Genomic DNA, 25653 nt, shown 5'->3' on the forward strand with positions numbered 1-25653 from the left:
CGCGTCCGCGCCACCAGGCTCAGAGTCTTTGCTGCGCGTCCCGGACCAGAGCCGCCATGCGGAAGAACGCATGGGCCATTCTGGTGTAAGGGGTGAGGAGAAAGAAACTGAGAACCGCTCCGAGATGCAGCGCGAGCAGCGGACCCGAAAGGGCCGTGCCGCCGGACGCATAAACCGCCAGACCGCTTGCGGCAACAAAGCCCAGCAAGGCGAGAAACGCGACGTCGGAGCCATGCGTACGTGTGTCCGAAAGATCGTGCGCAGCGCGGCGCCGGAGCATCAGCAGCCAGACGCACCCCAGTGTCAGCAGGATACCACCGGGCAGTCCAAAGAGTTTTGGCAGAGAAATGAGACCATAAGGGGCATGCATCGCAAATACGTAGTGCAGGACGGTTCCGGAGGCTGTTGAGGCAAAACAAAGAAGAAACCCGTACATCACCGCGTGATGAGCTCTCCGACGGCTGTGGGTAAAGCGCTCGCCCTCCTCGAAATTGCAACCGTCCCCGTGCCCGCCTTTCAGGTTTTTCATCTGTGCGGCCTGCGCCAGAGCATCCCGCAGATGGGCGGCCCGGATCGGTTGTCCGCCGACGTCATGCCAGTAGCGCCGCAGCCCGACACAGACGGTAGCCAGCGGCAGTACAAACGCCGGTGCGAAAATGGCAACCATCGCTGTGTGTGAAAGCAGCGCGTAAAACCCCGGACCGGACTGCTCGCCCAGAAAGCGCATCACAAATAAGATCAGCGCAAAGCCCGTTACCGCGGCAATCACAGTTGCCACGGCGTGCTTGTGAAATACCCTGGCGAGAGGCGCGGGCCAGGCATAATCCGCCCAGTTCCCGCTGCGCACTTCAGCCAGCGCACGCGGCAGATTCAGCGCAAATTCATGAGGTTCGGTGTATTGGCACGCATAATAACAACCACGGCAGTTGTGGCAGAGATTTGCAATCTGTGTGATGTCGCCGTCGCTGAAGTCCCGCAGGCGCGTGATGGCCGGAAACGCCGAACAATAGCCTTCACAGTACCGGCAGGCATTGCAGATCTGGAGTTGCCTGCGCGTTTCGTCCAACGTTTCAGCCTGCATTACGTGCGGCCTCCCTGCCTGCAATACGGCCAAAAACCGTACCGATTGTCATGCCAAAACCGGCCAGATACCCCTGCCCCAGAATGGAACCGGCCATGATTTCTCCGGCTGCCCACAGGTTGCGCATCCGGCCACCTGCACCGGTGACGCGAGCTGTTTCATCAACCCTGAGCCCGAGATACGTAAACGTCACACCGGGCCGCAGCGCATAGCCAAAGAAGGGCGGCTCGGAAATCGGACGCGCCCAGTTGCTTTTGGGTGGCGTCAGCCCCTTCGTTCCAAGACCGTCGAGTTCTGTTGGGTGGAATGTGCCGGCCTGACATGCCGCGTTGTATTCTTCAATGGTCCGGCGCAGCGCTCCGGCAGGCAGGCCCAGTTCCGCCGCAAGGCCTTCGATGGTGTCTGCCTTCGCCGGCGGGAAAACCGACGGCATGAAAAGCGCGCGCGATCTGGCATCAATAATCGCATATCCCACCTGATCCGGCTGAGCCGCAACCAGCCGTCCCCAGATGGCATAGCGTTTTGGCCAGACGTCCTCACCCTCGTCATAGAAGCGTTCTGCGTCCCTGTTCACGACCACAGAAAACGGCACACAGTCGAGGCGGGTCACGATGCCGCCGTCGAATTTCGGGGCACGGCCGTCAATAGCAACTGCGTGACACTGCGTCGGGTCCCCGACGCTTTCCATGCCCTGATCAAGCAGGTTGCGCAGCACAACGCCGCAATTATACGGCGTCCCCCGGATCAGAAAGTTGCGCGCAGCAGGCCCCCAGGCACGTGCAAGCCAGTCAACATCTGCCTGAAACCCACCCGATGCAACCACGACACTGCGCGGCTCCAGAACGCACTCGCCGCCATTCACCGATGCGCGCACCTGTGTAACCCGGTCGCCCTCCACCGCAAGATGCGTCACTTCGGCATTGTAGTGAACGCTCACTCCGGCCGCCACGGCCTGTGCATAGTAGGCGTTGACCAGAGCTTTGCCCCCGCCCAGAAAGAACGCGTTTGTCCGCGACAGGGACAGGGTACCCGAAAGCGATGGCTGGAACCGGACCCCGTGCGACTGCATCCAGTCATAGCATTCTTCAGAAGAGCGGATGGCCAGGCGTGCGAGATCCCTGTCCGTCTTTCCCTCGGTTACGCGCAGCAGATCGTCAAAGTATTCATCTTCGCCATATTCGCCCGTGAGCACTCCGAGAGGGCCGCTGTGCATACAGCGGAAGTTGCGCGTATGGCGCGAATTGCCGCCACGATACGCGCGCGGAGCAGCCTCCAGCACAGTCACTGTTGCACCGGCTTCGCGTGCCGTCAGCGCTGCCGTCATGGCAGCGTTTCCGCCACCGACAACCAGTACATCCGGCCGCGTCCATGCTGTGTCTGGCTTTGACATTCAGTTTCCAACTCACTAGGCTGTTTTGTATCCGATTGGATACAAAAGGCAACCACCATGTCTCAGCAAACCAGATCCAGCGGCCAGGCAGCTTATGAGGAACTGCTCAAAGCCCTGCGCGCAGGTACGTTTTCACCCGGTGCGCGCCTGCGCGAAGAGGAGGTCGGAGAGCAGCTGGGCCTGTCCCGCACACCAGTGCGCGAGGCTCTGCGGCGTCTTGAAAGTGACGGCATTGTCGAACATCGCCCGCGTATCGGGGCCGTTATCCGATCACTGGAGCACACAGAAATCGTAGAGCTTTACGAGATGCGCATGGTGCTCGAACGCACCGCCGCCGAGATGGCCGCCAAACACGGTGCCGAAGCGGAATTTGACGCGCTGGATGCAATGAACGACCAGATCGAGGCGGATCGGAGCACCCCTGCGACAGGGGCGGCGATCAACCAGGATTTTCACCGGGGTCTCTACCTCGCGGCGCGCAACCGTTTTCTGCTCGAAGCAGCACGTGCACTGAACAATTCTCTGCTGCTGCTCGGGCCAACGACATATACCGACCCTGACCGGATTGATGTGGTCGTACGCCAGCACCGGGACATCATTGCAGCCCTCCGCGACGGGGATGCCGAGGCGGCGGGTGCCGCTGCCGAGGCCCACCTTAAAACATCGCTCCAGCACCGGCTGAAAAGCAGCCTTTCATGATCCGTATCGCGACAACCTTTGTGACTGCCGGCGCGGGTGTTGCCGTCTTTATGGCACTTAACGTACCTCTGCCCTGGCTTCTGGGCCCGATCTTTGGCTGCCTGGCGGCTGCGCTGATCGGCGTACCGCTGGGCGGTATAAAGCTGCTCAACGACTCGATGCGCACTGTTCTTGGTGTTGCTGTCGGCGCAACGCTGACGCCGCCTGTGCTTGCCAGTTTCCCGGCGATGTGGCCAACACTGCTGATGGTGCCGCTGATGATCGCGGCTATCGGGATTATCGGAGTCCCGTATTTTCAGCGTCTGTGCGGTTACAGTTTTCCAACAGCCTATTACGCGACCATGCCTGGCGGTCTCCAGGATATGCTCGTTTTTGGCGAGGAGGCCGGCGCAGACGTGCGTACGCTCAGCCTTGTGCACGCAACCCGCGTTCTCGTGATCGTGGTTGCACTGCCTTTCCTGCTGAGAGGGATCTGGGAGGCCGATCTGTCAAACCCACCTGGCGTTCCCGCGACGACCGTTCCCCTGACGGAGCTTTTCCTGATGGTGTTCTGTGCCATTGCGGGTTGGCAGATCGCCCGCAGGCTGGGCATGTTCGGCGCCTCGATCCTGGGGCCGCTGATCCTGACAGCAGCGGTGACCCTTGCGGGGGGGCTGCATAACCGTCCGCCCGCAGAAGCAATCTGGGCCGCGCAATTCTTCATAGGCATGGGGATTGGCACGAAATACGCCGGTATCACGATGCAGGAAGTTCGACGCGACATCGTTGCGGGCCTCGGTTTCTGCGTTATCCTTATTGTTCTGACCATCGCCTTTGTGGAAGTGATTTATGCCTTCGGGCTTGCTCCGGGCATGGAGGCTCTGCTGTCATTTGCCCCCGGTGGCCAGGCGGAGCTGACAGTGCTGGCACTGATCGTCGGCGCGGATGTTGCCTTTGTCGTCGCACATCACATCCTGAGGATTTTCACGGTGATCCTGGGCGCGCCGCTTGCTGCAAAAGTCTTCAGCCCAGCACCTCCGGGTTGATCATATGAATGGGTGCGCCGTCGGAGAAGGCATTGATCTGTTCAAAGATATCGGAAAACTGCAGATCGAACTCATCTTCGGTCACATAGCCGATGTGCGGGGTCGGCAGCACGTTGGCGTGGGTCAGCAACGGGTTGGCGGTATCTGTGAGAGGCTCAGTCTCAAAAACATCAACCGCAGCGAAAATCCGGCCGCGCAAGACTTCTTTTTCCAGCGCGCCCGTCTCAACCAGCCCGGACCGCGAGGTATTGACCAAAAGTGCCCGGTCCTTCATCGCCGCGAGATCATCGCCGGTGACAATGCCTCTTGTGGCGGGTTTCAGACGAACATGCAGACTGACAATATCTGAGGTCGCAAAGAAGGTTGCTTTGTCTGAGGCGACAGTCTCGCCATCGGCCCGCGCCCGTTTGCGGCCTTCCCCGGACGCCCACCACTGAACATTCAGGCCGATGGCGCGCGCGTATTCCGCAACCGCCCGGGCAATGCGACCATACCCGTAAAGCCCCAGAGTGCGTCCACGCAGGGTACGTCCAACACCCGACTGCCAGTTGCCTGCCCGGATCGACGCGACCTGATCGGGGATCTGCCGGTAACTGGCAAGGATCAGCGCCAGGGTCATTTCGGCGGCGGCGTAAGACGGTGTGTCGGAATGCATGTTGGAGCTCAGAAGGACACCGTTTCGTGTGCAGGCACCGACGTCAACATGCGGGTAGACAGAGCGCTGTGAAATCAGTTTCAGCGCCGGCAGCTGATCCAGCAAAGTGGCGCCAATTCTGGTGCGTTCGCGAAAAAGCACCAGTGCTTCGGCCTCTCTGATCCTGTCGGCCAGGCGGTCGGGATCAGGTTCATGATCTGTCCAGACGGTCACATCATGCGCCGCAAGCAGATCGAAACAGGGCAGCCCGCGCAGAGTGTCGAACCAGTCATCAAGGATATGAATTTTCACCGGCTTTCGATCCCGGCACCGGGCTCGGGACTGCGCGGTGTGGCCACGAAACGGGGCGCTTCAAGCACGCGTAACGCCTCGTTCACCGAACCGCGCTGCCCGATCAGATAATTGTACTGCGCGTCGCATCCCGAAACCGGCGTCGGGTAGTCGCGCAGTTCTTCAGCAATGGCGGCACGTGCACCGATCAGAGCCTGCCGGGCGGCGCAGAGAGAAGTCTCAACAGTCATGGGTAATCTCCGTTTTCGCAAACTGTATACCATAGTATACCAAAATTACCAACCTGTTTCAGACAGGGTTACCAGGGACGAAAACTGTTCCGGATACCAGCTTTCGTGCCGTGCGGGTGAGCCCGGCAGAGACAACTTCAAAATCATCTCCCTGACACCGGTAATCCATTATGACATCCAGCAAACCCATCGGGTGCTCGAGCCGCAGAGGCACCGGCCCGGCATCTGGAAAGGTGGCGATCCCCCCGGCGACTGTTCCCGGACAGATCAGACATGCCGACAGGCACTGCGACCCGGTAACGGCAAGGCTGGGGTGGCAGTTGGCCGGCATGAAATAGCGCGTCAGTGCCGTACCACCGGCCACAGGTGGCGCCAGCAATCCGAATTTGGGCGTGACCGACGAAGAGACATCGCCCATCCCCATAAGTTCTCCGGCCTTTCGACGGATCGGTTCCATACGCTCATAAAACGCGCGGTTCTCGTCCAGTTCTGCGGCGGTTTCGGTTCCGGTAAGACCAAAGTCTGCCGCCCGGGCAATAACCATGGGCATGGCAACATCCATGCAGGTGACTTCTGTGCCGTCGATGATATCAATGCGGTTACCTGTCGGAAACATCGCACCTGTGGCGCCACCTGTCACGTCCATGAACATCAGTTCGACAGGAGCCGATGTCCCCGGCACACCGTCTATTGCTGTTTGTCCTTCATATATCACGCCGTCCGGCGAAGTCCGGACACGCGACTGTACCCGCGCACCGGTATTCACTGCCCGGATGCGCACATCCGTTATGTCGCCCGCGACCGGTATCAGCCCCATCTCGATGGCTGCAGGCCCGACACCGACCAGGATGTTCCCGCAGGTAGGTCTGAAATCTACTTTGCGATCCAGAACACCGACCTGCGCAAAGAAATAATCGATATCCGCATCATCGTCGTCGGAGACCGACAGCATGGCAACTTTGGTCGTCACCGCCGCGCCCCCACCGATACCATCGATATTGAGAGGGTGACCCGATCCGAGCATCTCCACCAGAACCCGCGCCAGAGCATCTCGATCCTGCGGCAGATCATCCCGTCGCATGTAAGGACCGCGGGATGTACCGCCGCGCATAAGCAGAAAAGGTATTCCTGTCTGGGTCATCTGGTATTCCGGGCTGTGATCAGGTCAGTGGCCATGGCAGATCCACAAACTCCTGCAGCAGGCCTGCCGGGAAGTCACGGTTCAGCAATCCGGCCATCAGGCAGATAAAGGCAATCCCTGCTGCTGTATAGGCAGCCGCAAAGGACAAACTGCGTCCGGCGCGAAAGCGAATGAACCCAAACAGGAACACGGCGAGCGCAAGGACAAATCCAACCAGGGCGGTCATGATCAGCAGTGCCGCGAACCAGGCCAGCGTCGACCAGAGACCGTGGCGGCTGTCTTCTTCTGTTTCCCGGTCTGCAAAGAGTGGATGTGTCTCGGGACGTATCATCATCTGAACCAGCAGGATGAGGCATCCGACAATTGCCACGCCGGACACAAACCGGGGGAACACGCGGTCAGCGGCTGCGTAGTCGGGGATCAGCGACGCATTCGTGAAAGCCACCAGCAGATACCCCAGCACCACCAGCAGGAAGATCAGAGGTGCGCGTTTGGAGCCACTGGCAACAGATCCCTCGGCCATGATTGTTTTCGCCTGACGCAACCCGACGACAACAGAGATCACAGTGATGATCAACAGCACAATGACGATGGGCGAAAAGATATAGTCGATGCCTTCCTCAAAGCTCTTGCGAAAACGGGACTGGGCAATCTGCACTGCCTGATTGGCATAGGTTTCAGCCGGATTGGACAAAACAAAGCCGATCAGGAAAGCCGGTCGCGACCAGTCAAAACGGCGCATCATGATGCCCAGAAGACCTATGCCAAAAAGTGCCACAAGGTCCATGATGTCCTGGCCGGACTGAAACGCCGCGAAGGCGATGATCATAAACAGGAACGGCGCCAGCAACGAGAACGGTATTGTGGTCAGACGGGCAATGCCGCCCGAGGCCGCGATACAGATCAGCGTGCCAACGACATTCGCCAGCGCCAGAAGCCACACGATAGCATAGGTGATGTCCAGGTTGTTCTTCAGCATTGAGGGGCCGACCTCAATGTTGCCGGATCCCAGAAGCGCGATCGCGCCGATAAAGATCGCCATGGATCCCGACCCGGGAATGCCGAACAGGAGCGTCGGAACAAGCCCACCGCCTTCTTTGGCGTTGTTGGAGCTTTCAGGCCCGATCACGCCGCGCACTTCGCCGCTGCCGAATTTCGATTTGTCCCGGGTGGTCTGCACCGCGTGACCATAGGCAATCCAGTCCACCACAGAACCACCAAGCCCGGGGATCACGCCGACGACGACGCCAATGATTGAGCACCGCACCGACAGCCAGATATTGGCGAACCAGTCGCGCACCCCGGCCGCCCAGCCGCCACCGAGCGGTTTGCGGTCAGAAATCGCACGGTCCTTGCGCAGCAGAGCAACGATTTCCGGAATGGCAAAGATACCGAGACCGACAATGACCAGCTTCAGACCATCAACAAGATAAGGCATATCGTATGTTGCCATACGAAGCTCGCCCGCGCTGTCGCCCTCCCCGATTGTCCCGATCATCATCCCCAGACCGGCAGCGGCTATCCCTTTGATCGCCACACGGCCGGCGAGGATACCCACCATCGAAAGACCGAATATAGTGATCATCAGCAGTTCCGGCGTACGGAACTCCAGAACAATCGGACGCGCGATCAGGATAAAGACAGTCAGGAACATCGCACCGACGAGGCCGCCGAAGAGAGATGAGGCAAAGGCCGCAGACAGGGCACGCGCAGCCTCGCCTTTTTTTGCCATCGGGAAGCCATCCAGAACAGTTGCCTGGCTTGCAGATGACCCCGGAATACCCATCAGAACGGATGCGAAAGTGTCTGATGTCGGGACCACAGCCACCATGCCGATCATGAGCGCAAGGCCCAGCACCGGGTCCATGCCAAACATAAACGGAAGCAGCAGCGACAGGCCGGCAATACCTCCAAGCCCCGGGAAAACACCGATACAGAGGCCCATGACGACGCCCAGTACGAGATATCCCAGAACAACGGGCTGCAGGATCAGGCCCGCAGCATCGGACAGCGCAGGCAATGCGACCGAGATCACTTCCATTGGTTCAGCTTTCTGCAGAAAAAATCACCCCGGCGCCAAAAAAGAACGCCGGGGCTGGGTCATTTACTTCAGCGACACACCATAGCGATCCTGGAGCCAGCTGGTAACAAAGTCACGCGCCGCATCCGGAACATTGGTGCCGGATTTCAGCGCACCGGCAGCTTCCTCGCCGGTCATCTGCGGGTATTTGCCAAGTCGGCCAGCGGAAATCTCAGCAAAATCTGCGCGTGCTTTCACCGCCTCGAATGCTGCCGTGTATGTTACTTTTGCATCTTCGGATGCACCGGCGGGCAGGAACACCATCTTCTGCGCGGGGAACCCGGCGATAAAGAATGCTTTCCATGCGTCCCACTGCTCTCCGCTCGTCTCGCAGCCATCTGTGGCTTCACAGATTTCCTTGAACGTCGGCATGTCCGGGAAAGTCGGATCGCGGACGATGTTGCCGTCTGCATCCAATGCGCCCCAGGACATCATCGGCACCGCCGTTCCTTCTTCAACCAGTGGCGTTACCCCTTTGAGGTAGGACGAAGATGTCTGATAATCGATGTTGGCCTCGCCGCGCTCGAACATCAGGCGACCGTCGCCGCGGCCTTTGATACCAAAGACAGGCTCAACGTTCAGACCAAGCATTTCCCAGGCCAGCAGGGGCACAAGGTCAAGGCGTGTCGCGCCCTGGCTGCCATAGATGAAATCGGTGTCCCGCAGACCCGACGCATCCATACCATCCATCTTTTCTGAAAGATCCGGGGGCAGGTAAGCAACGCCTCCTGTCCCAGACGCCAGAACGACCTCCCAGTCATTGTACTCATAACGTACCCGCGGGTCGCCCAGCAGATAGGGGAACTGTGTGGAACCCGAAGAGCCGAAAATCAGCGTTCCTTCGCTGTCTTCGTACTTCTGCTCCTGAAACCAGTTCGCCCCTTTTGTCGAGCCTGCTCCCGGCATGAACTTGACCACAACCGTTGGGTTACCGGGCAGTGCTTCGCTCAGAAGGGGTGCGTAAAAGTTTGCCCATTTGGCAGAACCGCCGGTTTCAGAGAACGGGATCACCCATTCCACTGTCTTACCCGACAGATCGATCCCGTGACCGCCCGCAGCTGCACCGGTCGCTACTGATGCCGCAGCCGCAGCCACAAGCCCAAGCGCCACGCGACGCGTGGTTTTCGAAATTTCCATGTTTTCCTCCCAGATCGCACGGACGACTGCCGTCCGCACTCAGAATTCCGGACGGGTGATTCCCGCCTCCGTAAGAATAGTCTGACGCAGGAAGCTTGCATTAAGCCTTCATCCCCTGAAAAATGCAGGGATGCGCATTACCCTCGTCGAAGACAACACCAGCCTGCGCAAGGGCATCACCTACCGACTGGAGGACGAGGGGTATTCCGTCGACGCTCTTGCCGACGGCCTTCAGGCGGCAGATTTTCTGCGGCAGGAAGACAGCGACCTGGTCATCCTGGACATAAACCTGCCCGGCCAGAGCGGTCTTGATGTGCTCAGCGACATGCGGCAGCGCAACGACCCGAGGCCCGTCATCCTCCTGACTGCCCGCTCCGGCACCAGCGACCGTGTCCGCGGTCTGGATGCAGGCGCCGACGACTACCTGGTGAAACCCTTTGCCATGGAAGAGCTTGCCGCAAGGATACGGGCACTCGCAAGACGCCGGGACACCGCGCCCAGACGGAGCATTACACTCGGCAGTCTGTCGCTTGATCTGGAACCGCTGCAACTCCTGTCACAGGACGGCATGATCGATGTCCCACGCCGGGAACTCGGCGTTCTGCAGACCCTGGCAGAGGCGCAGGGAAGTGCGGTCAGCAAGGAACAGTTGCTGGACCGGGTCTATGGTGCTGGCAGTGAGACCGACGAAAAGGTCATCGAGGTATATGTGTCGCGTCTGCGCAAACGTCTGGCGCGGTTTGATCTGCGCATTACGGTCCGACGCGGGATCGGCTATGCACTCGAACTGCCTGAATGAAACGCAGCGTCTCTCTGCGCGTCAGGCTGACAGCAATTATTCTGCTGCCGCTGATGACCCTCGCGATCCTCGCCGGGCTCTGGCAGCTTGGCAATGCACGTCAGACCGCTGCAGGAGTTTTCGACCGCAGCCTTTTGTCGGCCGCCCTGGCAGTGGCAAACGACATTGCCTATTCCGATGGCGATGCTCTGTCCCCGCAAACGCGCGACATTCTGGAGAGTACGTCGGGCGGGCCGGTTTTCTATCACGTCTATGCGCCTGACGGGGTTATTGTCGCGGGCTATGCAACTCCGCCGGTTGGCATTCCGGCCCGACGCACCGAAATCGCTCAGCCGACCTATTTCACCGCAGTTTACCAGGGACAGCCGGTCAGCGGTGTCCGCGTACATAACCTGACCGAAATCGACGGGTTTTCCGGTATTTTCACAACCACCGTCTGGCAGGATACCGCGCTGCGTCAGGCATTCGTACGAGATCTGGTGATGCGCTCCTTCATCGCCATTTCCACACTCATTCTCTCACTGGCCCTGATCGTATGGTTTGGCGTACGGGTAGGATTGCGCCCGCTGCTGGATCTGGAGAACGCGATCGGCGCGCGATCGGGAAGTGACCTGTCGCCGATCCGGCGGGCGGTGCCGGATGAAGTAGGAGGTATCGTTGCAACGCTGAACCGCCTGCTTGGTCAGGTGTCGCAGACGCTCTCCGCGCAATCTGAGTTCATCGGCAATGCCGCGCACCAGCTGCGCAACCCGATCGCAGGCGTTCTTGCCCTGGCCGAAGCGGTTGTATCTGCCGGCAGCCAGAAACAGAGCGCCGCCCGCGCGGGTGATCTGCTGGAGGCTGCACAGCATCTGGCCGACCTCAGCCAGAAGCTTCTGATGCTGGAGCGCGCGGAGTCGCTGACACCACAGGAAACCTTTGCCAGGGTGGATCTGGGACTGGAAATCCCGGGGTGGGTTGATGCCGCGCAGGGCACAGTGCCCTCCGGGGTCCGGCTGCGGGCTGATGTCCCCGATGAAAACCTGACCGTCACAGGAGACTTCACAATGCTCCGCGAAGCGGTCACCAACCTGATCGACAACGCCCTGCGCCATGGTGGGCCGGACCTTTCAGAAATAACTGTACGTGCGAGACGAACCGGCCCACAGATCAGCCTGTCTGTGGACGACAACGGTCGCGGGCTTTCAAAACAGGATCTTTTGCGTGCAATGCAGCGTTTTGTGCAGGTGTCTGAAAGCTCCGAAAACGGGCTTGGCCTGCCTATCGCAGAGGCTGTTGCAAAGGGCCACGGTGGTACGTTCACACTGGACTCTGAGGGCAAGGGGCTGTCGGCCTGCATGTTCCTGCCGGGTGCTGCCTGAAGATCTCCGGCGCATTCTGGCGGGTATTAGTGCATCATCTGTCTGAAATCCTTCAGTTGACAGTTGCGAGTGATTTGCATTTACAAGTTTCAGCCCCATATCTTCCTCAAAGGAGAAAAGGATGCTGAAAAAGTTTCTGGGACTGAGTGCCGCAACACTTCTGGCCGGAGCACTGGCCAGCGGAGCCGTTGCCAAAGACAGGATGAAAGTCGTAACGACGTTTACTGTTCTGGCCGACATGGCCTCGAACGTTGCGGGAGAGGCTGCAGAGGTTGTTTCTGTCACAAAGCCAGGTGCCGAAATTCACGGGTATGAGCCAACACCGCAGGATATTGTCCGTGCCTCGGATGCCGATCTTATTCTGTGGAACGGTATGAACCTGGAACTCTGGTTCGAACAGTTCCTGTCCAACATGGAAGATGTACCCTCTGTAACCCTGACGGACGGCATTGATCCCATCTCCATCGCGTCAGGCAGTTACGAGGGCAAACCCAACCCTCACGCCTGGATGGGTCTGGATAACGCGCTGGTTTATATCGACAACATCACAGCTGCATTTTCGGAGCATGATCCGGAAAATGCCGAAATCTACGCGATGAATGCGGCCCGATACAAAGACCGGCTGCGCGAAACAATAGAGCCACTGCGTGCCGCGATAGCAGATATTCCGGCAAACCGGCGCTGGCTGGTTACCTGCGAAGGTGCCTTCAGTTACCTTGCGCGGGACTTTGGTCTGCAGGAGCTTTACCTCTGGCCTATGAACGCAGATCGCACAGGCACACCACAGCAGGTCCGTTCGGTGATTGACGGTGTGCGCGAAAATGACATCCCGGTGGTGTTCTGCGAGAGTACGGTCAACACGGCTCCTGCCGAGCAGGTGGCGCGCGAAACCGGCGCTGAATACGGAGGCGTGCTTTACGTTGACAGCCTGAGCGAGAGCGACGGACCCGTACCGACCTATCTTGATCTGCTGACTGTCACTGCGCGCACAGTCGCTGAAGGCCTGACAGCCGCTACCAACTGAGAGGTACGGCCGGAAATGAAACTGACGGACCCGCAGTTTGCAGACTGCGGGTCTGATGCGTGCAAAGAAAGAGGGCTTACGGCCCGGGAAACAAATGATGCAACCGGTTGAGAAAAACACTGCAGAAGTGCAGACAACAACGCCGGACGGTCCCGGTCTGTGCGCACGAGATGTGACTGTCACCTACCGCAACGGCCATACCGCGCTCTGGGATGCAAGTTTTGATATCCCCCGCGGGTCAGTCACTGCGCTTGTCGGCGTCAACGGCGCCGGAAAGTCCACCCTGTTCAAAGCCGTTATGGGCTTCGTTCCGGCGGCAAAAGGACAGATCGAAATTCTCGGCATGACCGTGCGGGACGCATTGCGCAAAAACCTCGTCGCCTATGTACCGCAATCCGAAGACGTGGACTGGGCCTTTCCAGTTCTGGTCGAAGACGTCGTGATGATGGGTCGTTACGGACATATGGGTTTTCTGCGGCGCCCCGGCGCCGGGGATCACGCGGCAGTGGACGAAGCCCTGCGCCGCGTCAGTATGCAGGATTTCCGCCACCGGCAGATCGGTGAGCTCTCGGGCGGGCAGCGCAAGCGGGTTTTTCTGGCGAGATCCCTGGCGCAGGACGGACAGGTTATTCTTCTGGATGAGCCCTTCACTGGTGTCGACGTGAAAACCGAAGAACAGATCATCGGCTTGCTACGCGAGCTGCGCGACGAAGGCCGGGTGATGCTGGTCTCAACGCACAACCTCGGCTCGGTACCTGAATTCTGCGATCGTACCATCCTCGTCAAAGGAACGGTGCTGGGGCATGGTCCGACAGAAACAACATTCACACGCGAAAACCTGGAGCTGGCTTTTGGCGGTGTGCTGCGTCACTTCACCCTGGGTGGCAATACACTGCATGATGACGAAGATGGACGCGAAGTTACCATCCTCACTGACGATGAACGCCCCTTTGTGCAATACGGTGAAAAGACCCAGCGCACCGAGGATCAGTCATGATCGGGACGCTGCTCGAACCCTTTTCCTACAGCTACATGACCAATGCCATGTGGGTTTCCGCGCTGGTCGGTGCGGTCTGCGCATTCCTGTCGTCTTACCTGATGCTCAAGGGCTGGTCTCTGATCGGTGATGCGCTGTCGCACTCGGTCGTGCCCGGTGTTGCCGGTGCATACATCCTGGGTCTTCCCTTTGCCCTTGGTGCCTTCATCGCAGGCGGTCTGGCAGCAGGAGCAATGCTGTTCCTCTCTGAACGCTCCGGGCTGAAACCTGATGTGATTATCGGGCTCATCTTCACATCCTTTTTCGGCCTTGGGCTTTTTATTGTGTCGATCAACCCGATGTCCGTATCGGTACAGACCATAACCATGGGCAACATCCTCGCGATCACACCCGGTGACACTTTGCAACTGGCTCTGATCGGTTTCATTTCGCTGGTTGTCCTCCTCGCCAGATGGAAAGACCTGATGGTTACTTTTTTTGACGAGAACCATGCACGGACGATCGGCCTGAATCCCGGCCTCCTGAAGGTCATCTTTTTTACCCTGCTGTCGGCCAGTGTCGTTGCGGCAATGCAGACCGTTGGCGCCTTTCTCGTTATTGCAATGGTCGTGACACCGGGTGCCACAGCTTACCTGCTCTGCGACCGCTTTCCCCGTCTCATTGCCACGTCGATAGCAATCGGCGCAGGAACAGCTTTCAGCGGTGCTTATATCAGTTACTTTCTGGATGGTGCGACCGGCGGTATAATCGTGACACTTCAGACGCTCATTTTCCTGCTCGCCTTTGTGTTTGCGCCGACCCACGGCCTGCTAGCCAGCAGACGACGTGCACGGACGCCAGCCAACCGCCAGGACCGGCCCGAAAGAACAATGCGCGTATGACTGAGGTCCTTATACAGCCGTTTGGATTTGCGTTCATGCAGAACGCATTTCTCATCGCGGCCATTGTCTCTGTGCCAACAGCGCTGCTCTCGTGCTTTCTGGTGCTCAAAGGCTGGGCGCTGATGGGCGACGCGGTCAGCCACGCAGTCCTGCCGGGCATCGTGCTGGCCTATATCTTTGGTCTGCCGCTCATTCTGGGTGCCTTCGCAGCGGGGATGGTCTGCGCCGTGGCCAGCGGTTACCTCGCCAGCAACAGCCGCGTCAAACAGGACACAGTGATGGGTGTCGTCTTTTCCGGCATGTTTGGCATCGGCATTGTGCTTTATGTCGCCGTCGAGACCAACGCACACCTGGATCATATTCTGTTTGGCAATGTGCTGGGCATCGAGGCTCACGAGATCCGGACTGCGGCCGTTATCTCCGCAATTGTCACCGGGCTGCTGGTGCTCAAGTGGAAAGACCTGCTCTTGCACAGCTTTGATCCCGCGCAGGCCCAGGCGTCCGGCCTGCCTGTGTTCTGGCTGCACTATGGTCTGCTTGCAGCGCTTTCGCTGACCGTGGTCGCAACCCTGTCTGCCACCGGACTCATTCTGGCAATCGGGTTGCTGATCGCGCCGGGCGCAATTGCGTTCCTGCTGGTCCGCAGTTTCGCAGCAATGCTCTGGGTTTCGGTCGTGGTCTGTGCCGGTTCCATGTTCCTTGGCACGTACCTGAGTTTTTTTATCGACAGCGCGCCTGCTCCAACAATTGTACTGATCCTGACGGCGGCATTTATCGTGGCTTTCGTGCGCCGCCTGCGCATCACACGACGCAACTCTGCAAAGCTCAGCGCCGCCACAGATACGCACTAGCCCCGGCGGGATAAAACAACGGTGTCACAAAACTTTTGTAGCACTGTTACGGACCGGTCACGGGCAGACATTTACACCAGAGCAGTCAAAAACCACGGGAGACGCCCCAATGCTCTACAGAGTCATCAGCATGGCATCCACGGTTGCACTGATGTCGTCAGCTGTTGCCGCAGAGATGAATTTCAATCGCATCAGCAGCTTTCCAACAACCGGAAACAACGAAGACGTCACTGCAGAATCCTCGGCAGAGATTGTCGGCGTCTCGGGCGATGGCATGACCCTTGCCTATTCCGACAGCCCGCTTGGTGCTGTTGGCTTCATCGACATCACTGACCCGGTCGCTCCGGCCCCCGCAGGGCGTATTCTGCTGGATGGGGAGCCAACAGCCGTTTCCCTGACAGGCAACACAGCTCTGGTCGCGATAAACACATCAGAAAGCTATACGGCGCCATCGGGCATTCTTGTGTCATACGACATCCGGACACGCGTCAGAACGGCCACCTGCAATCTGGGCGGACAGCCGGACAGCACAGCAGTCTCGCCTGATGGCACCTTCATCGCGGTCGCGATCGAAAACGAGCGCAATGAAGACGCCGGCGACGGCCGCACCGGACAGGCGCCCGGCGGGTTCATTGTTACGTTTGATATCGACAAGGATGGTGCGGATTGCGACAGCATGGTGAAGATCGATGTCACCGGCCTTGCCGGGATATCACCCGAAGATCCCGAGCCGGAGTTTGTCGATATCAATGCTTTGGGTGAAATCGTTGTGACGCTGCAGGAAAACAACCACATCGTCGTTGCGTCCGCGGCAGGCGACATCCTGAGCCATTTCTCCGCCGGGTCAGTCGATCTGGAAGACATCGATACAACCGACGAACGCGGCGCACTGATTTTCACGCAAAGCCAGACGGGGCGGCTGCGCGAACCTGACGGCGTTCAGTGGATTGATGATGCCCATTTCGCAACTGCCAATGAAGGTGACATGGATGGTGGCGCGCGCGGCTGGACGATTTTTCACAAGGACGGCACGGTTGTCTACGAATCCGGCAACAGCTTTGAGCACGCCATCATCCGGGCCGGGCACTATCCGGACAAACGATCAGACAGCAAGGGCGTGGAGCCCGAGGGTATGGAATTCGCTGTAATCGGCGGCATACCCTACCTTTTTGTTCTGGCCGAACACGCATCCATCGTAGGAGTGTATGACGTTTCGGATCCCTCAGCACCTGTTTTGCGCCAGCTGCTGCCGTCAGGCATCGGCCCGGAGGGCGCGGTTGCCATTCCTGCGCGCAATCTCTTTGTCACAGCCAATGAAACAGACCTGACCGGATCTGGCGGCATCCGCAGTCACGTCATGATCTATGCGTTGCAGGATGGACCGGCCAGGTATCCGCAACTCACATCTGCCGGTGCGGACCATCTGATTGGATGGGGCGCTATTTCCGGTATGGTCGCTGGTGAGGATGGCCTGATCTACGCGGTCAATGACAGCTTTTACGGCTATCAGCCCACCATATTTACGATCGACACCAGAGTATTTCCTGCGCGTATCATAAACGCCCTGCCCGTCACACGAGCAGGCAGACCCGCGCAGAAACTTGACCTCGAGGGCATCACGCTGGACAGCGATGGTGGTTTCTGGCTTGCATCTGAAGGCCGCACAGACCGACTTATTCCTCATGCGCTGTACCGCGTTGATACCACAGGTGAAATCCGTGAGGAAATCAGCCTGCCTGCCGAGCTTCTCGCCGCAGAGAAACGGTTTGGCTTCGAGGGAATCACGCGTGCCGGTGAAACTCTCTGGATGGCCGTTCAGCGTGAATGGGCGGATGACCCCGAAAACAGAGTCAAACTTGTCTCCTACAACACACAGACAGGTGCATGGGGCGCAGTACACCATCCAAAGGCAGCTGTCGAAAAGGGCTGGGTCGGGCTGTCAGAGATTAGCTTCGCCGGCGACTTTTTCTATGTCATTGAACGGGACAACCAGATCGGACCCGACGCCACAGTCAAACGCATCTACCGGATACCGGCGGACGATATGGTTCCCGCAAGCCTGGGAAGCACGCTGCCGGTTGTCGGCCGGGAACTTGTTTACGACATGATCCCCGATCTTCGGGATCACGGTGGCTTTGTGGTCGACAAAGTGGAGGGTCTTGCGATCCTTGGCGACGGACAGGCCTGGATCAGCACGGATAATGATGGCGTTGACGACAGTTCGGGAGAGACATTTTTCTGGTCTCCCGGCAGGTTCTGAACAACGACAAGTTCAAGACACATACCCGGCGGGCCTTCACAGACCCGCCGGGTACTGGCCTGGCGAGCCTGTCGGGATCAGCCGACCGCTACCGGGGCGCCACCCTGCCAGGACTGTGTCGCGGCATCAGCCAGGATCTGAGCCCGCAGGCCATCGTGAATGTCAGGTGAGATCGCGGTGCCCGACGCTACAGCTTCGACAAAAGCAACCATCTCCGCTGCATATGCCGCCTCATATCGCTCGAGGAAAAAATGCTTTGTGGGTGCTGAGAGAAACCCTGCTTCAGTTGCTGACTCAACGTTGTTTTCACGGATGTTCGCAGCGCGCAGTAACCCTGCCGATCCATGCACCTCGACCCGCTGGTCATAGCCATAGACTGCGCGGCGAGAGTTGCTGATCTGGCAGATTTTGCCTGAGGTCGTGGTCAGCGTCACCGCCGCAGTGTCGACATCTCCGGCGGCACCGATTTCCGGATCAACCAGCGCACTCCCGACTGCAAAGACCGAAACCGGCTCTTCACTCAGCAGAAACCTCGCCATGTCAAAGTCATGGATCATCATGTCGCGAAAGATGCCGCCCGAGCTTTTTATGTACCCGATCGGCGGCGGTGCGGGATCGCGCGAGAGAATGGTGATCAGTTCAGGATCGCCGATCTCACCATGTGCCAACCGGGCCTGCAAGCCGGCGAACCCGGGATCGAAACGCCGGTTGAAAGCTGTCATAAACGGAACGCCCGCCGCCTCCACGACGCGGATGCATTCGCGGATCCGGTCGGCAGACATATCGACGGGCTTCTCGCAGAAGATTGCCTTGCCAGCCTGTGCTGCGGCATGGATCAGGTCGTAGTGCGTGTCCGTCGGCGTGCCGATCACAACAGCGTCCGTATCCGGGCTGTTGATCAGAGCATCACTGTCCAGAACGGCCGCAGCGGACCATGAGGCCGCTGCCCCGGCGGCTTCCGGCAATGCGTCAGAAACCACGGTGACCCGCGCGCCATTCATGCGTGAAAGGGTACGGGCATGCACCTGTCCGATCCGCCCACACCCCAGCAGTCCGATGTTCAGCACTGGCTCTCTCCCTTAAAACCCTCAAGCACGCGGCGTGTGGCAGCGACAAGCGGTTCATGCGTATCTTTCAGGATCGTCACACGGTCAAACCGCGCCGGGTCGCTGTTGACGGCAGCGCGCAGCGCTTCGCCAAACGCCATGCGCAGTTCTGTACCCACATTGAATTTGCATATCGCCGATCCCCGTGACAGCAGCCCGCGTTGTGCCACAGGCACACCAGAACCGCCGTGGATTACCAGCGGCACGTTCGTTGCGGCTTCGATGGCGCGAATGCGTGGCTCATCAAGACCGCCCTCTTTATTTTCCTGCAGGTGTACATTGCCTGCTGAAATCGCCATTGCGTCCACGCCGGTTTCGGCAGCAAACCTGCGTGCTTCCTCCGGATCTGTTCCGGCAGAGTCCTCGCCACCTGAATAGCCGACAAATCCGATCTCTCCCTCACAGGAAATGCCCGCCGCATGCGCCATATCCGCGATTTCTTTCGTCTTTGCGATGTTTTCATCCAGCGGCAACCGTGAACCATCGAACATCAAAGAGGTGAAACCGCTGTCCAGCGCCTCGCGGCACTCGTCAAAGGTATAGCCGTGGTCAAGATGGGCAACCACCGGCACAGAGGCCTGATCGGCCAGATGCCGGAACATGGCACCAAGAACAGGCAGCGGCGTGTGCGCGCGGCACGACGGGCCGGCCTGGAGGATAACCGGCACGCCTTCTGCCTCCGCCGCAGCCACATAGGCGCGCATGTCTTCCCAGCCGAGGGTCACAAGGCCCGCAACGGCATAACCTTCCCGCAACGCCGGCTGCAGAACGTCTGCAAGTGTCGCCAGCGTCATTTGAACTTGGCCACCATGTCCTTGATGCCCGGAATGGTTTCCACCTGATAGGCGTGTGTCGGCTGGAAAAACTGAACGAGGCTGCGCTGCGACAGACCACCCAGAATGGTGAAATAGTACATTTCATAGCCCGGCATCACCGCACAGGGGTGATAGCCTTTATCGATACAGATCGTTGATCCGTCCATCAGCTGATAGGCATCGCCGGGTTTGCCCTCTTCGCGCTGCAGGATCTGCACGCCGGAGCCGTGGTTGGGACGAAAGCGGAAGTTATAGGTCTCATCATGGCGCGTCTCATGCGGCAGGTTGTCGGTGTCATGCTTATGCGCCGGGAACCCGGACCAGCCACCCTGCCCGACCGTAAAGAGTTCGGACACAAGCAACCGGCCCACCTTGTCGTGTTGCTTCTGTCCAAGGATGTGTTTGATCTTCCGGTGGGTCTTGGTGTCATCGGACCCGTACTGCACCTTGTCCAGCTCTGCGACCCGGACGTCGAACGGCTCCAGCACCTTGTCGTACTTCGCGCCGGCAATAAAGGTTTCGGTGCCCTCAGAAACACAGGTCATCCGCACTTTTGCGCCAACCGGTATGTAAACGCCTTCGGGCTCACCGTCCCAGACATCGCCGCCGCGATTGCCCAGCGCCGTGAAGCTGACACCTTCTACCTCCACGTCAACGGTGCCGGTTGCCGGTACGATACATGTCTCGTACCCCGGAACCTGATACTCAAAGCTCTGACCCTTCGTGAGCTTGACGATGTTGAAATAGTTCAGCGGAACCGTCGGATCCTCAGCATCAACAATGGGTTTGTTCTGGTTGTCGTGGGGGGCGATGTGCATTGGGGTTTCCTCCTCAGGGCTCTGTCGGGCCGGGATGCGATTTCAGAAAGTCTTCCAGTTCGTCCGGATAGGGCATAGCCGGCGCGCAGCCAGGGCGGGCGACGACGATGGAAGCACAGGCAGAACCACGCAGCACTGCCTCTTTCACCGACCGGCCTTCGGAAAGGGATGCAAGAAAGCCTGCCATAAAACTGTCGCCTGCACCGGTGGGTTTTACGGCCTCGACAGGATAAATTCCGGTACTGATTTCCTGCCCCTCTGCGAAGGTGACGGCGCCCTCGGGGCCCTTCTTGTAGATCACGATCTGCGCCGACTGACCTGCCAGCGCGCGCGCCTTGTCGAGGCCTTTGTCGATGTGACCGGCCATGAAACCGAATTCTTCGTCATTGCCGACAATAACGTCCGCCATCGCGCCCGCCCTGCTCAGCACCTCTTCGGCGACCTGTGGCGACGGCCAGCTGTAGGGGCGGTAATCAACATCAAAGATGATCGGCAATCCCGCCGCGCGGGCCAGTTCAAAGGCGCGGAAAGCTGCAGTTCTGGATGGCTCTGCCGCAAAAACGGTTCCTGCCGTGATCAGAGCGCCATATGACGCATAATCCACCTCCGAGACATCCTGAGAGGTCATCTGAAAGTCGGCGGCATTGTTGCGATAGATGACCGACTGGTGGTCCTCGATCCTTGTCTCGTAGACAGCCAGCGAAGTCCGGAATTCGCCGGTCACCCTTTTTACGTGACGTCTGTCGACACCATAGTGGTCAAGCTGTCCTTCGCAGTACCAGCCCACCGCGTCGTCGGAAACCGACGTGACAAGAGCCGCGCTGCAGCCAAACTTGCACAGACCGGCGGCAATGTTCGCCGAGGACCCGCCCATACCGACGCGCACTTCAGTGGCGTCACGAACGCGCGTGCCAGGCGGGTCCGGAAAGAAATCCATGCCGACCCGGCCCACAACCACAAAGTTGCGTTTTGCAAGCGCGTCCCGGAGCATCATACGCCCTTCCGCTGGCGCGCCCGGCCACTTTCCCAGTCTGCGTGCGCGACGCGCACCTGTTCAGACGCGGACGTGTGGGGCGTACCGCATTCCCACCATGTATGGCCCTGCGCGGTCCAGCCCTCATAGGCATCCACCTTCATGACAATGACCGACGTTTTGTCCGCCGCCTGCGCGCGCCGGAACGCCTCGCCCAGTTCCGCGGGGTTTGCGACGGTTTCCGCAAGCGCCCCCATAGCCGCTGCATGCGCTTCAAAATCAACCGCAAAGGCCTCGGGCACAGTGGGCGCATCCGCAATCAGATTGTTAAAGCTTTCATTGCCTGTGTTGTTCTGCAGCTTGTTAATGACCGCGAACCCGCCGTTGTCGAGCACCAGAATGATCAGTTTCTTGCGCGTCAGAACCGACGAGTAAATATCCGAGTTCATCATCAGGTACGACCCGTCACCCACAAAGACGATCGTATCGCGCGCCGGCTCGCGCTCGGCCTGGGCAATCCGCGCGCCCCAGGCTCCGGAAATCTCGTATCCCATGCAGGAAAACCCGAATTCCACGTCGACCGTACCCGTATCCAGCGTGCGCCAGTTTGCCGTGACTTCGGCCGGCAGTCCGCCCGCTGCGGCCACGACCCTGTCCCGCTTGTCACACAGCGCATTCACGACGCCGATGGCCTGCGCATAGGAATTCGGGCGGTTGTTCCCATGAGCCACATTTTCAGCCACATAGGCATCCCACCTGGCCCGGTGATCACGGGCCTTGCTCACCCAGCTGTCTGGTGCCCCGTATCCCTCAAGACCTTCTGCGAGCGCACCAATACCTTCTCTCGCGTCGCCAACGACAGGCAGCGACAGGTGCTTGCCTGCATCGTGTCGGGCGGCGTTCAGCGAGATGAACTTTGCGTCCTTACTGAAGGCTGTCCACGATCCGGTTGTAAAGTCCTGCAGCCGCGTACCAACAGCAAGGATAACGTCGGCCTCCTCTGCGATCGAGTTTGCGCTGTCAGAACCTGTCACGCCGATGGGGCCGATATTCAGCGGATGCGTTGCAACCAGATTGGCGCGCCCGGCGATGGTTTCGACAACCGGGATCCGGTGCGCCTCGGCAAAGCTGCGCATCTCGTCCGCGGCCCGGGAATACTGGACGCCGCCACCGGCAATAATCATCGGGCGCTCTGCAGTCCGCAACAACGCAACCGCATCTGCAATCTCGTCTGCATCCGGGTGCTGGCGGCGGATGCGGTGCACCCGTTTTTCAAAGAATTCAGCCGGGTAGTCACAGGTCCAGCCCTGCACATCCTGAGGCAGGCCGATAAAGGCCGGGCCACAATCGCCAGGATCAAGCATTGTCGCCAGAGCTGCCGGCAAAGACTGGATCACCTGTGCGGGATGCATGATGCGGTCCCAGTAACGGCTGACCGGTTTGAATGCATCGTTAACCCCGAAAGTCGGGTCGTTGAAATTCTCCATCTGCTGCAGAACCGGATCCGGAAGCCGCGTGGCGTATGTGTCGCCACACAAAAGCAGCACAGGCAGTCTGTTGGCATGCGCAAGCGCCGCCGAGGTCACAAGATTTGACGTGCCAGGACCTGCCGAAGCGGTGCAGAACATAAACCGTTGCCGCAGCCATTGCTTGGTATACCCCGCGGCGGCGAACCCCATGCTCTGCTCGTTCTGGCCGCGGTAGAGTGGCAGTGTATCCCGCGCCTCATACAAGGCCTCACCCAGGCAGGTAACATTGCCATGACCAAAGATGCCAAACCCGCCACCACAGACGCGCATTTCCTCGCCGTCAATCACAATGTACTGGTTTTCAAGCCACCTTATGATCGCCTGTGCTGTGGTAAGGGTTATGGTATTGCTGCTGGTCATTCTCAGTGCGATCCTTCGGACGATTTACGGGGCACCCCATTTCGCGTCTTGCGCTGTTCAGAATCCCACGATACTAATTTTGCAACCGGTTGCAAACTGATTTTCATGAAGGTGCCTGGCGTGACAGATATTGGCATTGGTATTCTGGGCGGCGGATACATGGGCAAAGCCCATTCCGTTGCTATGGCCGCTGTGGGCGCTGTTTTCAACACCACCCTGCGACCCCGGCTTGAGATGATCTGCGCCAGCACACCCGACAGCGCGGAAAAATACAGGGCCGCCTATGGGTTTGCGCGCGCCACCCACGACTGGCGCATACTCGTCAATGACCCTGCAGTCGATGCTGTTGTCATCGCTACACCTCAGGAAACGCACCGCGAAATTGCGCTTGCTGCTTTTGCGCTGGGTAAACCGGTCTTTTGCGAGAAACCACTGGGGGCTTCGCTGGACGACAGCCATGCGATGGTTGAGGCCGCAGAAGCATCATCCGTGCCGAATATGACCGGGTTCAACTATATCAGGACTCCGGCAAGCCAGTATGCACGCCAGCTGATTGCCGATGGTACCATTGGCACCGTCACCTGGTTCCGGGGCGAGCACACAGAGGATTTCCTGTCAGACCCGCAGACACCAGCCAGCTGGCGCACTTCAGGCGACGCCAACGGGACCATGGGCGATCTGTCACCGCATATGATCAACGCTGCCCTCGCCCTGCTGGGCCCTGTCGACAGGCTGATCGCCGAAGTGGAAACCGTTCACAGTCAGAGGCCCGGCGGCGCTGTCACCAACGATGATCACGGGCAGATGATGTGCCGGTTCGCCAGCGGCGCCATGGGACAGATGTATTTCAGCCGTATCTCGACCGGTCGCAAAATGGGATACGCCTATGAAGTGACCGGCACAAAAGGCGCCATCCGGTTTGATCAGGAGGACCAGAATGCGCTGTGGCTTTATCGTGCCGAGGGCCCGGAAGCCACGCGCGGGTTTACAAAGATCCTGACTGGCCCTGCGCATCCTGACTATGTACCTTTTTGCCAGGGGCCGGGGCATGGCACGGGTTATCAGGATCAGATCATCATCGAAGCCCGCGACTTTCTCGAAGCGATCGCGACCGGTGATCCGGTCTGGCCGACCTTCCGGGACGGGATGGAAGTCAACCGGATCGTTGCTGCAGCGATGGCGTCTTCCCGCCAAAAAACCTGGCAGGATGTATCCTCTTTCTGACTTGAATCTGACCTGGGAAAGGTACACCCCATATGACAATCCGTATCGGTAATGCACCCTGTTCATGGGGCGTGGAATTTGCAGAAGACCCTCGAAACCCGACGTGGCGCTCAGTACTCAAAGACTGCGCTGATGCCGGCTACAGGGGAATTGAACTGGGCCCGGTTGGCTTCATGCCAGAGGATCCGGCCGTGCTGCGCGATGCGCTGGCGGAGAATGACCTCGAACTGATCGGCGGCGTCGTGTTCCGGCCATTTCACGATCCGGCAGCATGGGACGACGTCATGGACGGCTCTGTGCGCACCTGCAAGGCGCTGGTCGCGCATGGAGCCAGGCACCTCGTCCTGATTGACTCCATTTCTGAACGTCGCGCCCCGACGGCAGGTCGCGCCGGCGAGGCAGAGCAGATGGATGCCGCAGAGTGGGCAGCGTACCGCGACCGGATCGCTACTGTCGCCCGTATGGGAGCGGAAGAATACGGCCTGACTGTCGGCATTCACGCGCATGCCGCGGGGTTTATGGACTTTGAACCGGAACTGGAAAGGCTGCTCGGCGAAGTCGATGAGAGCATCCTGAAAATCTGCTTTGACACCGGGCACCATTCCTATGCCGGCTTTGACCCTGTGGCGTTCATGAAGCGCCACATCGACCGGATCTCATATATGCACTTCAAAGACATCGACCCCGTGGTCAAAGCTGATGTCATCGCGAAACGGACCGGGTTTTACGATGCCTGCGGTCAGGGTATCTTCTGCAACCTCGGACAGGGAGACGTCGATTTCCCTGCTGTGCGTCAGGTACTGCTGGATGCCGGTTTCGAAGGCTGGTGCACGGTCGAGCAGGACTGTGATCCAACCCTCGACCCCGACCCGCTGGGCGACGCGCGTGCAAACAGGGAATACCTTGAATCTATTGGCTTTAACTGA

Annotated in this window: 23 protein-coding genes; 11 read left to right on the forward strand and 12 right to left on the reverse strand. The window is 59.1% G+C overall.

Annotation, left to right across the window (positions count from 1 at the left end):
* Positions 1-19 precede the first annotated feature (19 nt).
* On the reverse strand, positions 20-1081 hold the full coding sequence (gene tcuB / locus Q0792_RS09585) for a tricarballylate utilization 4Fe-4S protein TcuB (protein ID WP_298839467.1): 1062 nt from the start codon (positions 1079-1081) through the stop codon (positions 20-22).
* Positions 1071-2471: an FAD-dependent tricarballylate dehydrogenase TcuA gene (gene tcuA, locus Q0792_RS09590; RefSeq protein WP_298839469.1), complete on the reverse strand. Its 1401-nt coding sequence runs from the start codon at positions 2469-2471 to the stop codon at positions 1071-1073. Before tcuA ends, tcuB begins: the two co-directional genes overlap by 11 nt.
* A 57-nt stretch (positions 2472-2528) precedes the next feature.
* Between tcuA and Q0792_RS09595 the strand changes: the two genes are divergently transcribed.
* Together Q0792_RS09595 and Q0792_RS09600 are read left to right on the forward strand one after the other, a co-directional pair.
* Positions 2529-3170: a GntR family transcriptional regulator gene (locus Q0792_RS09595; RefSeq protein ID WP_298839473.1), complete on the forward strand. Its 642-nt coding sequence runs from the start codon at positions 2529-2531 to the stop codon at positions 3168-3170.
* Entirely contained in the window at positions 3167-4195 is a 1029-nt protein-coding gene (locus Q0792_RS09600; RefSeq protein ID WP_298839476.1) for an AbrB family transcriptional regulator, read from the forward strand. The genes Q0792_RS09595 and Q0792_RS09600 overlap by 4 nt, the downstream gene beginning before the upstream one ends.
* Here Q0792_RS09600 and Q0792_RS09605 read toward each other — a convergent pair.
* From Q0792_RS09605 to Q0792_RS09625, 5 genes are all read right to left on the reverse strand, one after another.
* The gene (locus Q0792_RS09605) at positions 4173-5141 is read right to left on the reverse strand and encodes a D-2-hydroxyacid dehydrogenase family protein (RefSeq protein WP_298839479.1); all 969 of its coding nucleotides are present in this window, start codon (positions 5139-5141) and stop codon (positions 4173-4175) included. The two genes, Q0792_RS09600 and Q0792_RS09605, sit on opposite strands and share 23 nt — an antisense overlap.
* The gene (locus Q0792_RS09610; protein WP_298839482.1) at positions 5138-5371 is read right to left on the reverse strand and encodes a hypothetical protein; all 234 of its coding nucleotides are present in this window, start codon (positions 5369-5371) and stop codon (positions 5138-5140) included. Before Q0792_RS09610 ends, Q0792_RS09605 begins: the two co-directional genes overlap by 4 nt.
* Before the next feature lie 58 nt (positions 5372-5429).
* Positions 5430-6512, reverse strand: coding sequence for a 4-oxalomesaconate tautomerase (locus Q0792_RS09615; protein WP_298839484.1), 1083 nt, complete (start codon positions 6510-6512; stop codon positions 5430-5432).
* A gap of 19 nt (positions 6513-6531) precedes the next feature.
* Positions 6532-8553, reverse strand: a complete 2022-nt coding sequence (locus Q0792_RS09620; protein ID WP_298839488.1) for a tripartite tricarboxylate transporter permease — start codon at positions 8551-8553, stop codon at positions 6532-6534.
* A gap of 63 nt (positions 8554-8616) precedes the next feature.
* The gene (locus Q0792_RS09625) at positions 8617-9729 is read right to left on the reverse strand and encodes a tricarboxylate transporter (RefSeq protein WP_298839491.1); all 1113 of its coding nucleotides are present in this window, start codon (positions 9727-9729) and stop codon (positions 8617-8619) included.
* A 130-nt stretch (positions 9730-9859) separates the two neighbouring features.
* On the opposite strand from Q0792_RS09625, the gene Q0792_RS09630 reads away from it, so the two are divergent.
* From Q0792_RS09630 to Q0792_RS09660, 7 genes are all read left to right on the forward strand, one after another.
* A complete protein-coding gene (locus Q0792_RS09630; protein WP_298839496.1) occupies positions 9860-10528 on the forward strand; it encodes a response regulator transcription factor in 669 nt (222 codons plus the stop codon).
* Positions 10525-11889, forward strand: coding sequence for a sensor histidine kinase (locus Q0792_RS09635; protein ID WP_298839498.1), 1365 nt, complete (start codon positions 10525-10527; stop codon positions 11887-11889). Before Q0792_RS09630 ends, Q0792_RS09635 begins: the two co-directional genes overlap by 4 nt.
* A 121-nt stretch (positions 11890-12010) precedes the next feature.
* Positions 12011-12913: a metal ABC transporter substrate-binding protein gene (locus tag Q0792_RS09640; RefSeq protein ID WP_298839500.1), complete on the forward strand. Its 903-nt coding sequence runs from the start codon at positions 12011-12013 to the stop codon at positions 12911-12913.
* 97 nt (positions 12914-13010) lie between these two features.
* Positions 13011-13910 (forward strand): manganese/iron ABC transporter ATP-binding protein, encoded by a 900-nt coding sequence (locus Q0792_RS09645; RefSeq protein ID WP_298839503.1) that lies wholly within the window; start codon positions 13011-13013, stop codon positions 13908-13910.
* Complete coding sequence (locus Q0792_RS09650; RefSeq protein ID WP_298841822.1) at positions 13910-14791, forward strand: metal ABC transporter permease; 882 nt, start codon at positions 13910-13912, stop codon at positions 14789-14791. The genes Q0792_RS09645 and Q0792_RS09650 overlap by 1 nt, the downstream gene beginning before the upstream one ends.
* Positions 14788-15642 (forward strand): metal ABC transporter permease, encoded by an 855-nt coding sequence (locus tag Q0792_RS09655; protein WP_298839506.1) that lies wholly within the window; start codon positions 14788-14790, stop codon positions 15640-15642. Before Q0792_RS09650 ends, Q0792_RS09655 begins: the two co-directional genes overlap by 4 nt.
* Before the next feature lie 109 nt (positions 15643-15751).
* Positions 15752-17902, forward strand: a complete 2151-nt coding sequence (locus Q0792_RS09660) for an esterase-like activity of phytase family protein (RefSeq protein WP_298839509.1) — start codon at positions 15752-15754, stop codon at positions 17900-17902.
* Positions 17903-17979: 77 nt separating this feature from the next.
* Here the strand turns inward: Q0792_RS09660 and iolG are convergent, their stop codons facing one another.
* From iolG to iolD, 5 genes are read right to left on the reverse strand one after another with little or no spacing between them, the layout of a single operon-like run.
* Positions 17980-18969 (reverse strand): inositol 2-dehydrogenase, encoded by a 990-nt coding sequence (gene iolG, locus Q0792_RS09665; protein ID WP_298839512.1) that lies wholly within the window; start codon positions 18967-18969, stop codon positions 17980-17982.
* Complete coding sequence (locus Q0792_RS09670; protein WP_298839515.1) at positions 18963-19802, reverse strand: class II fructose-bisphosphate aldolase; 840 nt, start codon at positions 19800-19802, stop codon at positions 18963-18965. Before Q0792_RS09670 ends, iolG begins: the two co-directional genes overlap by 7 nt.
* A complete protein-coding gene (locus Q0792_RS09675; RefSeq protein WP_298839518.1) occupies positions 19799-20641 on the reverse strand; it encodes a 5-deoxy-glucuronate isomerase in 843 nt (280 codons plus the stop codon). The genes Q0792_RS09670 and Q0792_RS09675 overlap by 4 nt, the downstream gene beginning before the upstream one ends.
* A 13-nt stretch (positions 20642-20654) precedes the next feature.
* Positions 20655-21635 (reverse strand): 5-dehydro-2-deoxygluconokinase, encoded by a 981-nt coding sequence (iolC, locus tag Q0792_RS09680; protein WP_298839521.1) that lies wholly within the window; start codon positions 21633-21635, stop codon positions 20655-20657.
* On the reverse strand, positions 21632-23503 hold the full coding sequence (gene iolD, locus Q0792_RS09685) for a 3D-(3,5/4)-trihydroxycyclohexane-1,2-dione acylhydrolase (decyclizing) (RefSeq protein WP_298839524.1): 1872 nt from the start codon (positions 23501-23503) through the stop codon (positions 21632-21634). The genes iolC and iolD overlap by 4 nt, the downstream gene beginning before the upstream one ends.
* Positions 23504-23623: 120 nt before the next feature.
* Between iolD and Q0792_RS09690 the strand changes: the two genes are divergently transcribed.
* Together Q0792_RS09690 and Q0792_RS09695 are read left to right on the forward strand one after the other, a co-directional pair.
* Positions 23624-24727, forward strand: coding sequence for a Gfo/Idh/MocA family oxidoreductase (locus Q0792_RS09690; RefSeq protein ID WP_298839527.1), 1104 nt, complete (start codon positions 23624-23626; stop codon positions 24725-24727).
* A gap of 32 nt (positions 24728-24759) precedes the next feature.
* Positions 24760-25653, forward strand: a complete 894-nt coding sequence (locus Q0792_RS09695; RefSeq protein WP_298839530.1) for a TIM barrel protein — start codon at positions 24760-24762, stop codon at positions 25651-25653.

The sequence above is a fragment of the uncultured Roseobacter sp. genome (assembly GCF_947495025.1).
In the GTDB taxonomy this organism is placed as follows: domain Bacteria; phylum Pseudomonadota; class Alphaproteobacteria; order Rhodobacterales; family Rhodobacteraceae; genus Roseobacter.

Coding starts and splice junctions, on each gene's coding strand:
- tcuB (WP_298839467.1), bottom strand. CDS start 1,081: ATGCAGGCTGAAACGTTGGACGAAACGCGCAGGCAACTCCAGATCTGC.
- tcuA (WP_298839469.1), bottom strand. CDS start 2,471: ATGTCAAAGCCAGACACAGCATGGACGCGGCCGGATGTACTGGTTGTC.
- Q0792_RS09595 (WP_298839473.1), top strand. CDS start 2,529: ATGTCTCAGCAAACCAGATCCAGCGGCCAGGCAGCTTATGAGGAACTG.
- Q0792_RS09600 (WP_298839476.1), top strand. CDS start 3,167: ATGATCCGTATCGCGACAACCTTTGTGACTGCCGGCGCGGGTGTTGCC.
- Q0792_RS09610 (WP_298839482.1), bottom strand. CDS start 5,371: ATGACTGTTGAGACTTCTCTCTGCGCCGCCCGGCAGGCTCTGATCGGT.
- Q0792_RS09615 (WP_298839484.1), bottom strand. CDS start 6,512: ATGACCCAGACAGGAATACCTTTTCTGCTTATGCGCGGCGGTACATCC.
- Q0792_RS09620 (WP_298839488.1), bottom strand. CDS start 8,553: ATGGAAGTGATCTCGGTCGCATTGCCTGCGCTGTCCGATGCTGCGGGC.
- Q0792_RS09625 (WP_298839491.1), bottom strand. CDS start 9,729: ATGGAAATTTCGAAAACCACGCGTCGCGTGGCGCTTGGGCTTGTGGCT.
- Q0792_RS09630 (WP_298839496.1), top strand. CDS start 9,860: ATGCGCATTACCCTCGTCGAAGACAACACCAGCCTGCGCAAGGGCATC.
- Q0792_RS09635 (WP_298839498.1), top strand. CDS start 10,525: ATGAAACGCAGCGTCTCTCTGCGCGTCAGGCTGACAGCAATTATTCTG.
- Q0792_RS09640 (WP_298839500.1), top strand. CDS start 12,011: ATGCTGAAAAAGTTTCTGGGACTGAGTGCCGCAACACTTCTGGCCGGA.
- Q0792_RS09645 (WP_298839503.1), top strand. CDS start 13,011: ATGCAACCGGTTGAGAAAAACACTGCAGAAGTGCAGACAACAACGCCG.
- Q0792_RS09655 (WP_298839506.1), top strand. CDS start 14,788: ATGACTGAGGTCCTTATACAGCCGTTTGGATTTGCGTTCATGCAGAAC.
- Q0792_RS09660 (WP_298839509.1), top strand. CDS start 15,752: ATGCTCTACAGAGTCATCAGCATGGCATCCACGGTTGCACTGATGTCG.
- Q0792_RS09670 (WP_298839515.1), bottom strand. CDS start 19,802: ATGACGCTGGCGACACTTGCAGACGTTCTGCAGCCGGCGTTGCGGGAA.
- Q0792_RS09675 (WP_298839518.1), bottom strand. CDS start 20,641: ATGCACATCGCCCCCCACGACAACCAGAACAAACCCATTGTTGATGCT.
- iolC (WP_298839521.1), bottom strand. CDS start 21,635: ATGATGCTCCGGGACGCGCTTGCAAAACGCAACTTTGTGGTTGTGGGC.
- iolD (WP_298839524.1), bottom strand. CDS start 23,503: ATGACCAGCAGCAATACCATAACCCTTACCACAGCACAGGCGATCATA.
- Q0792_RS09695 (WP_298839530.1), top strand. CDS start 24,760: ATGACAATCCGTATCGGTAATGCACCCTGTTCATGGGGCGTGGAATTT.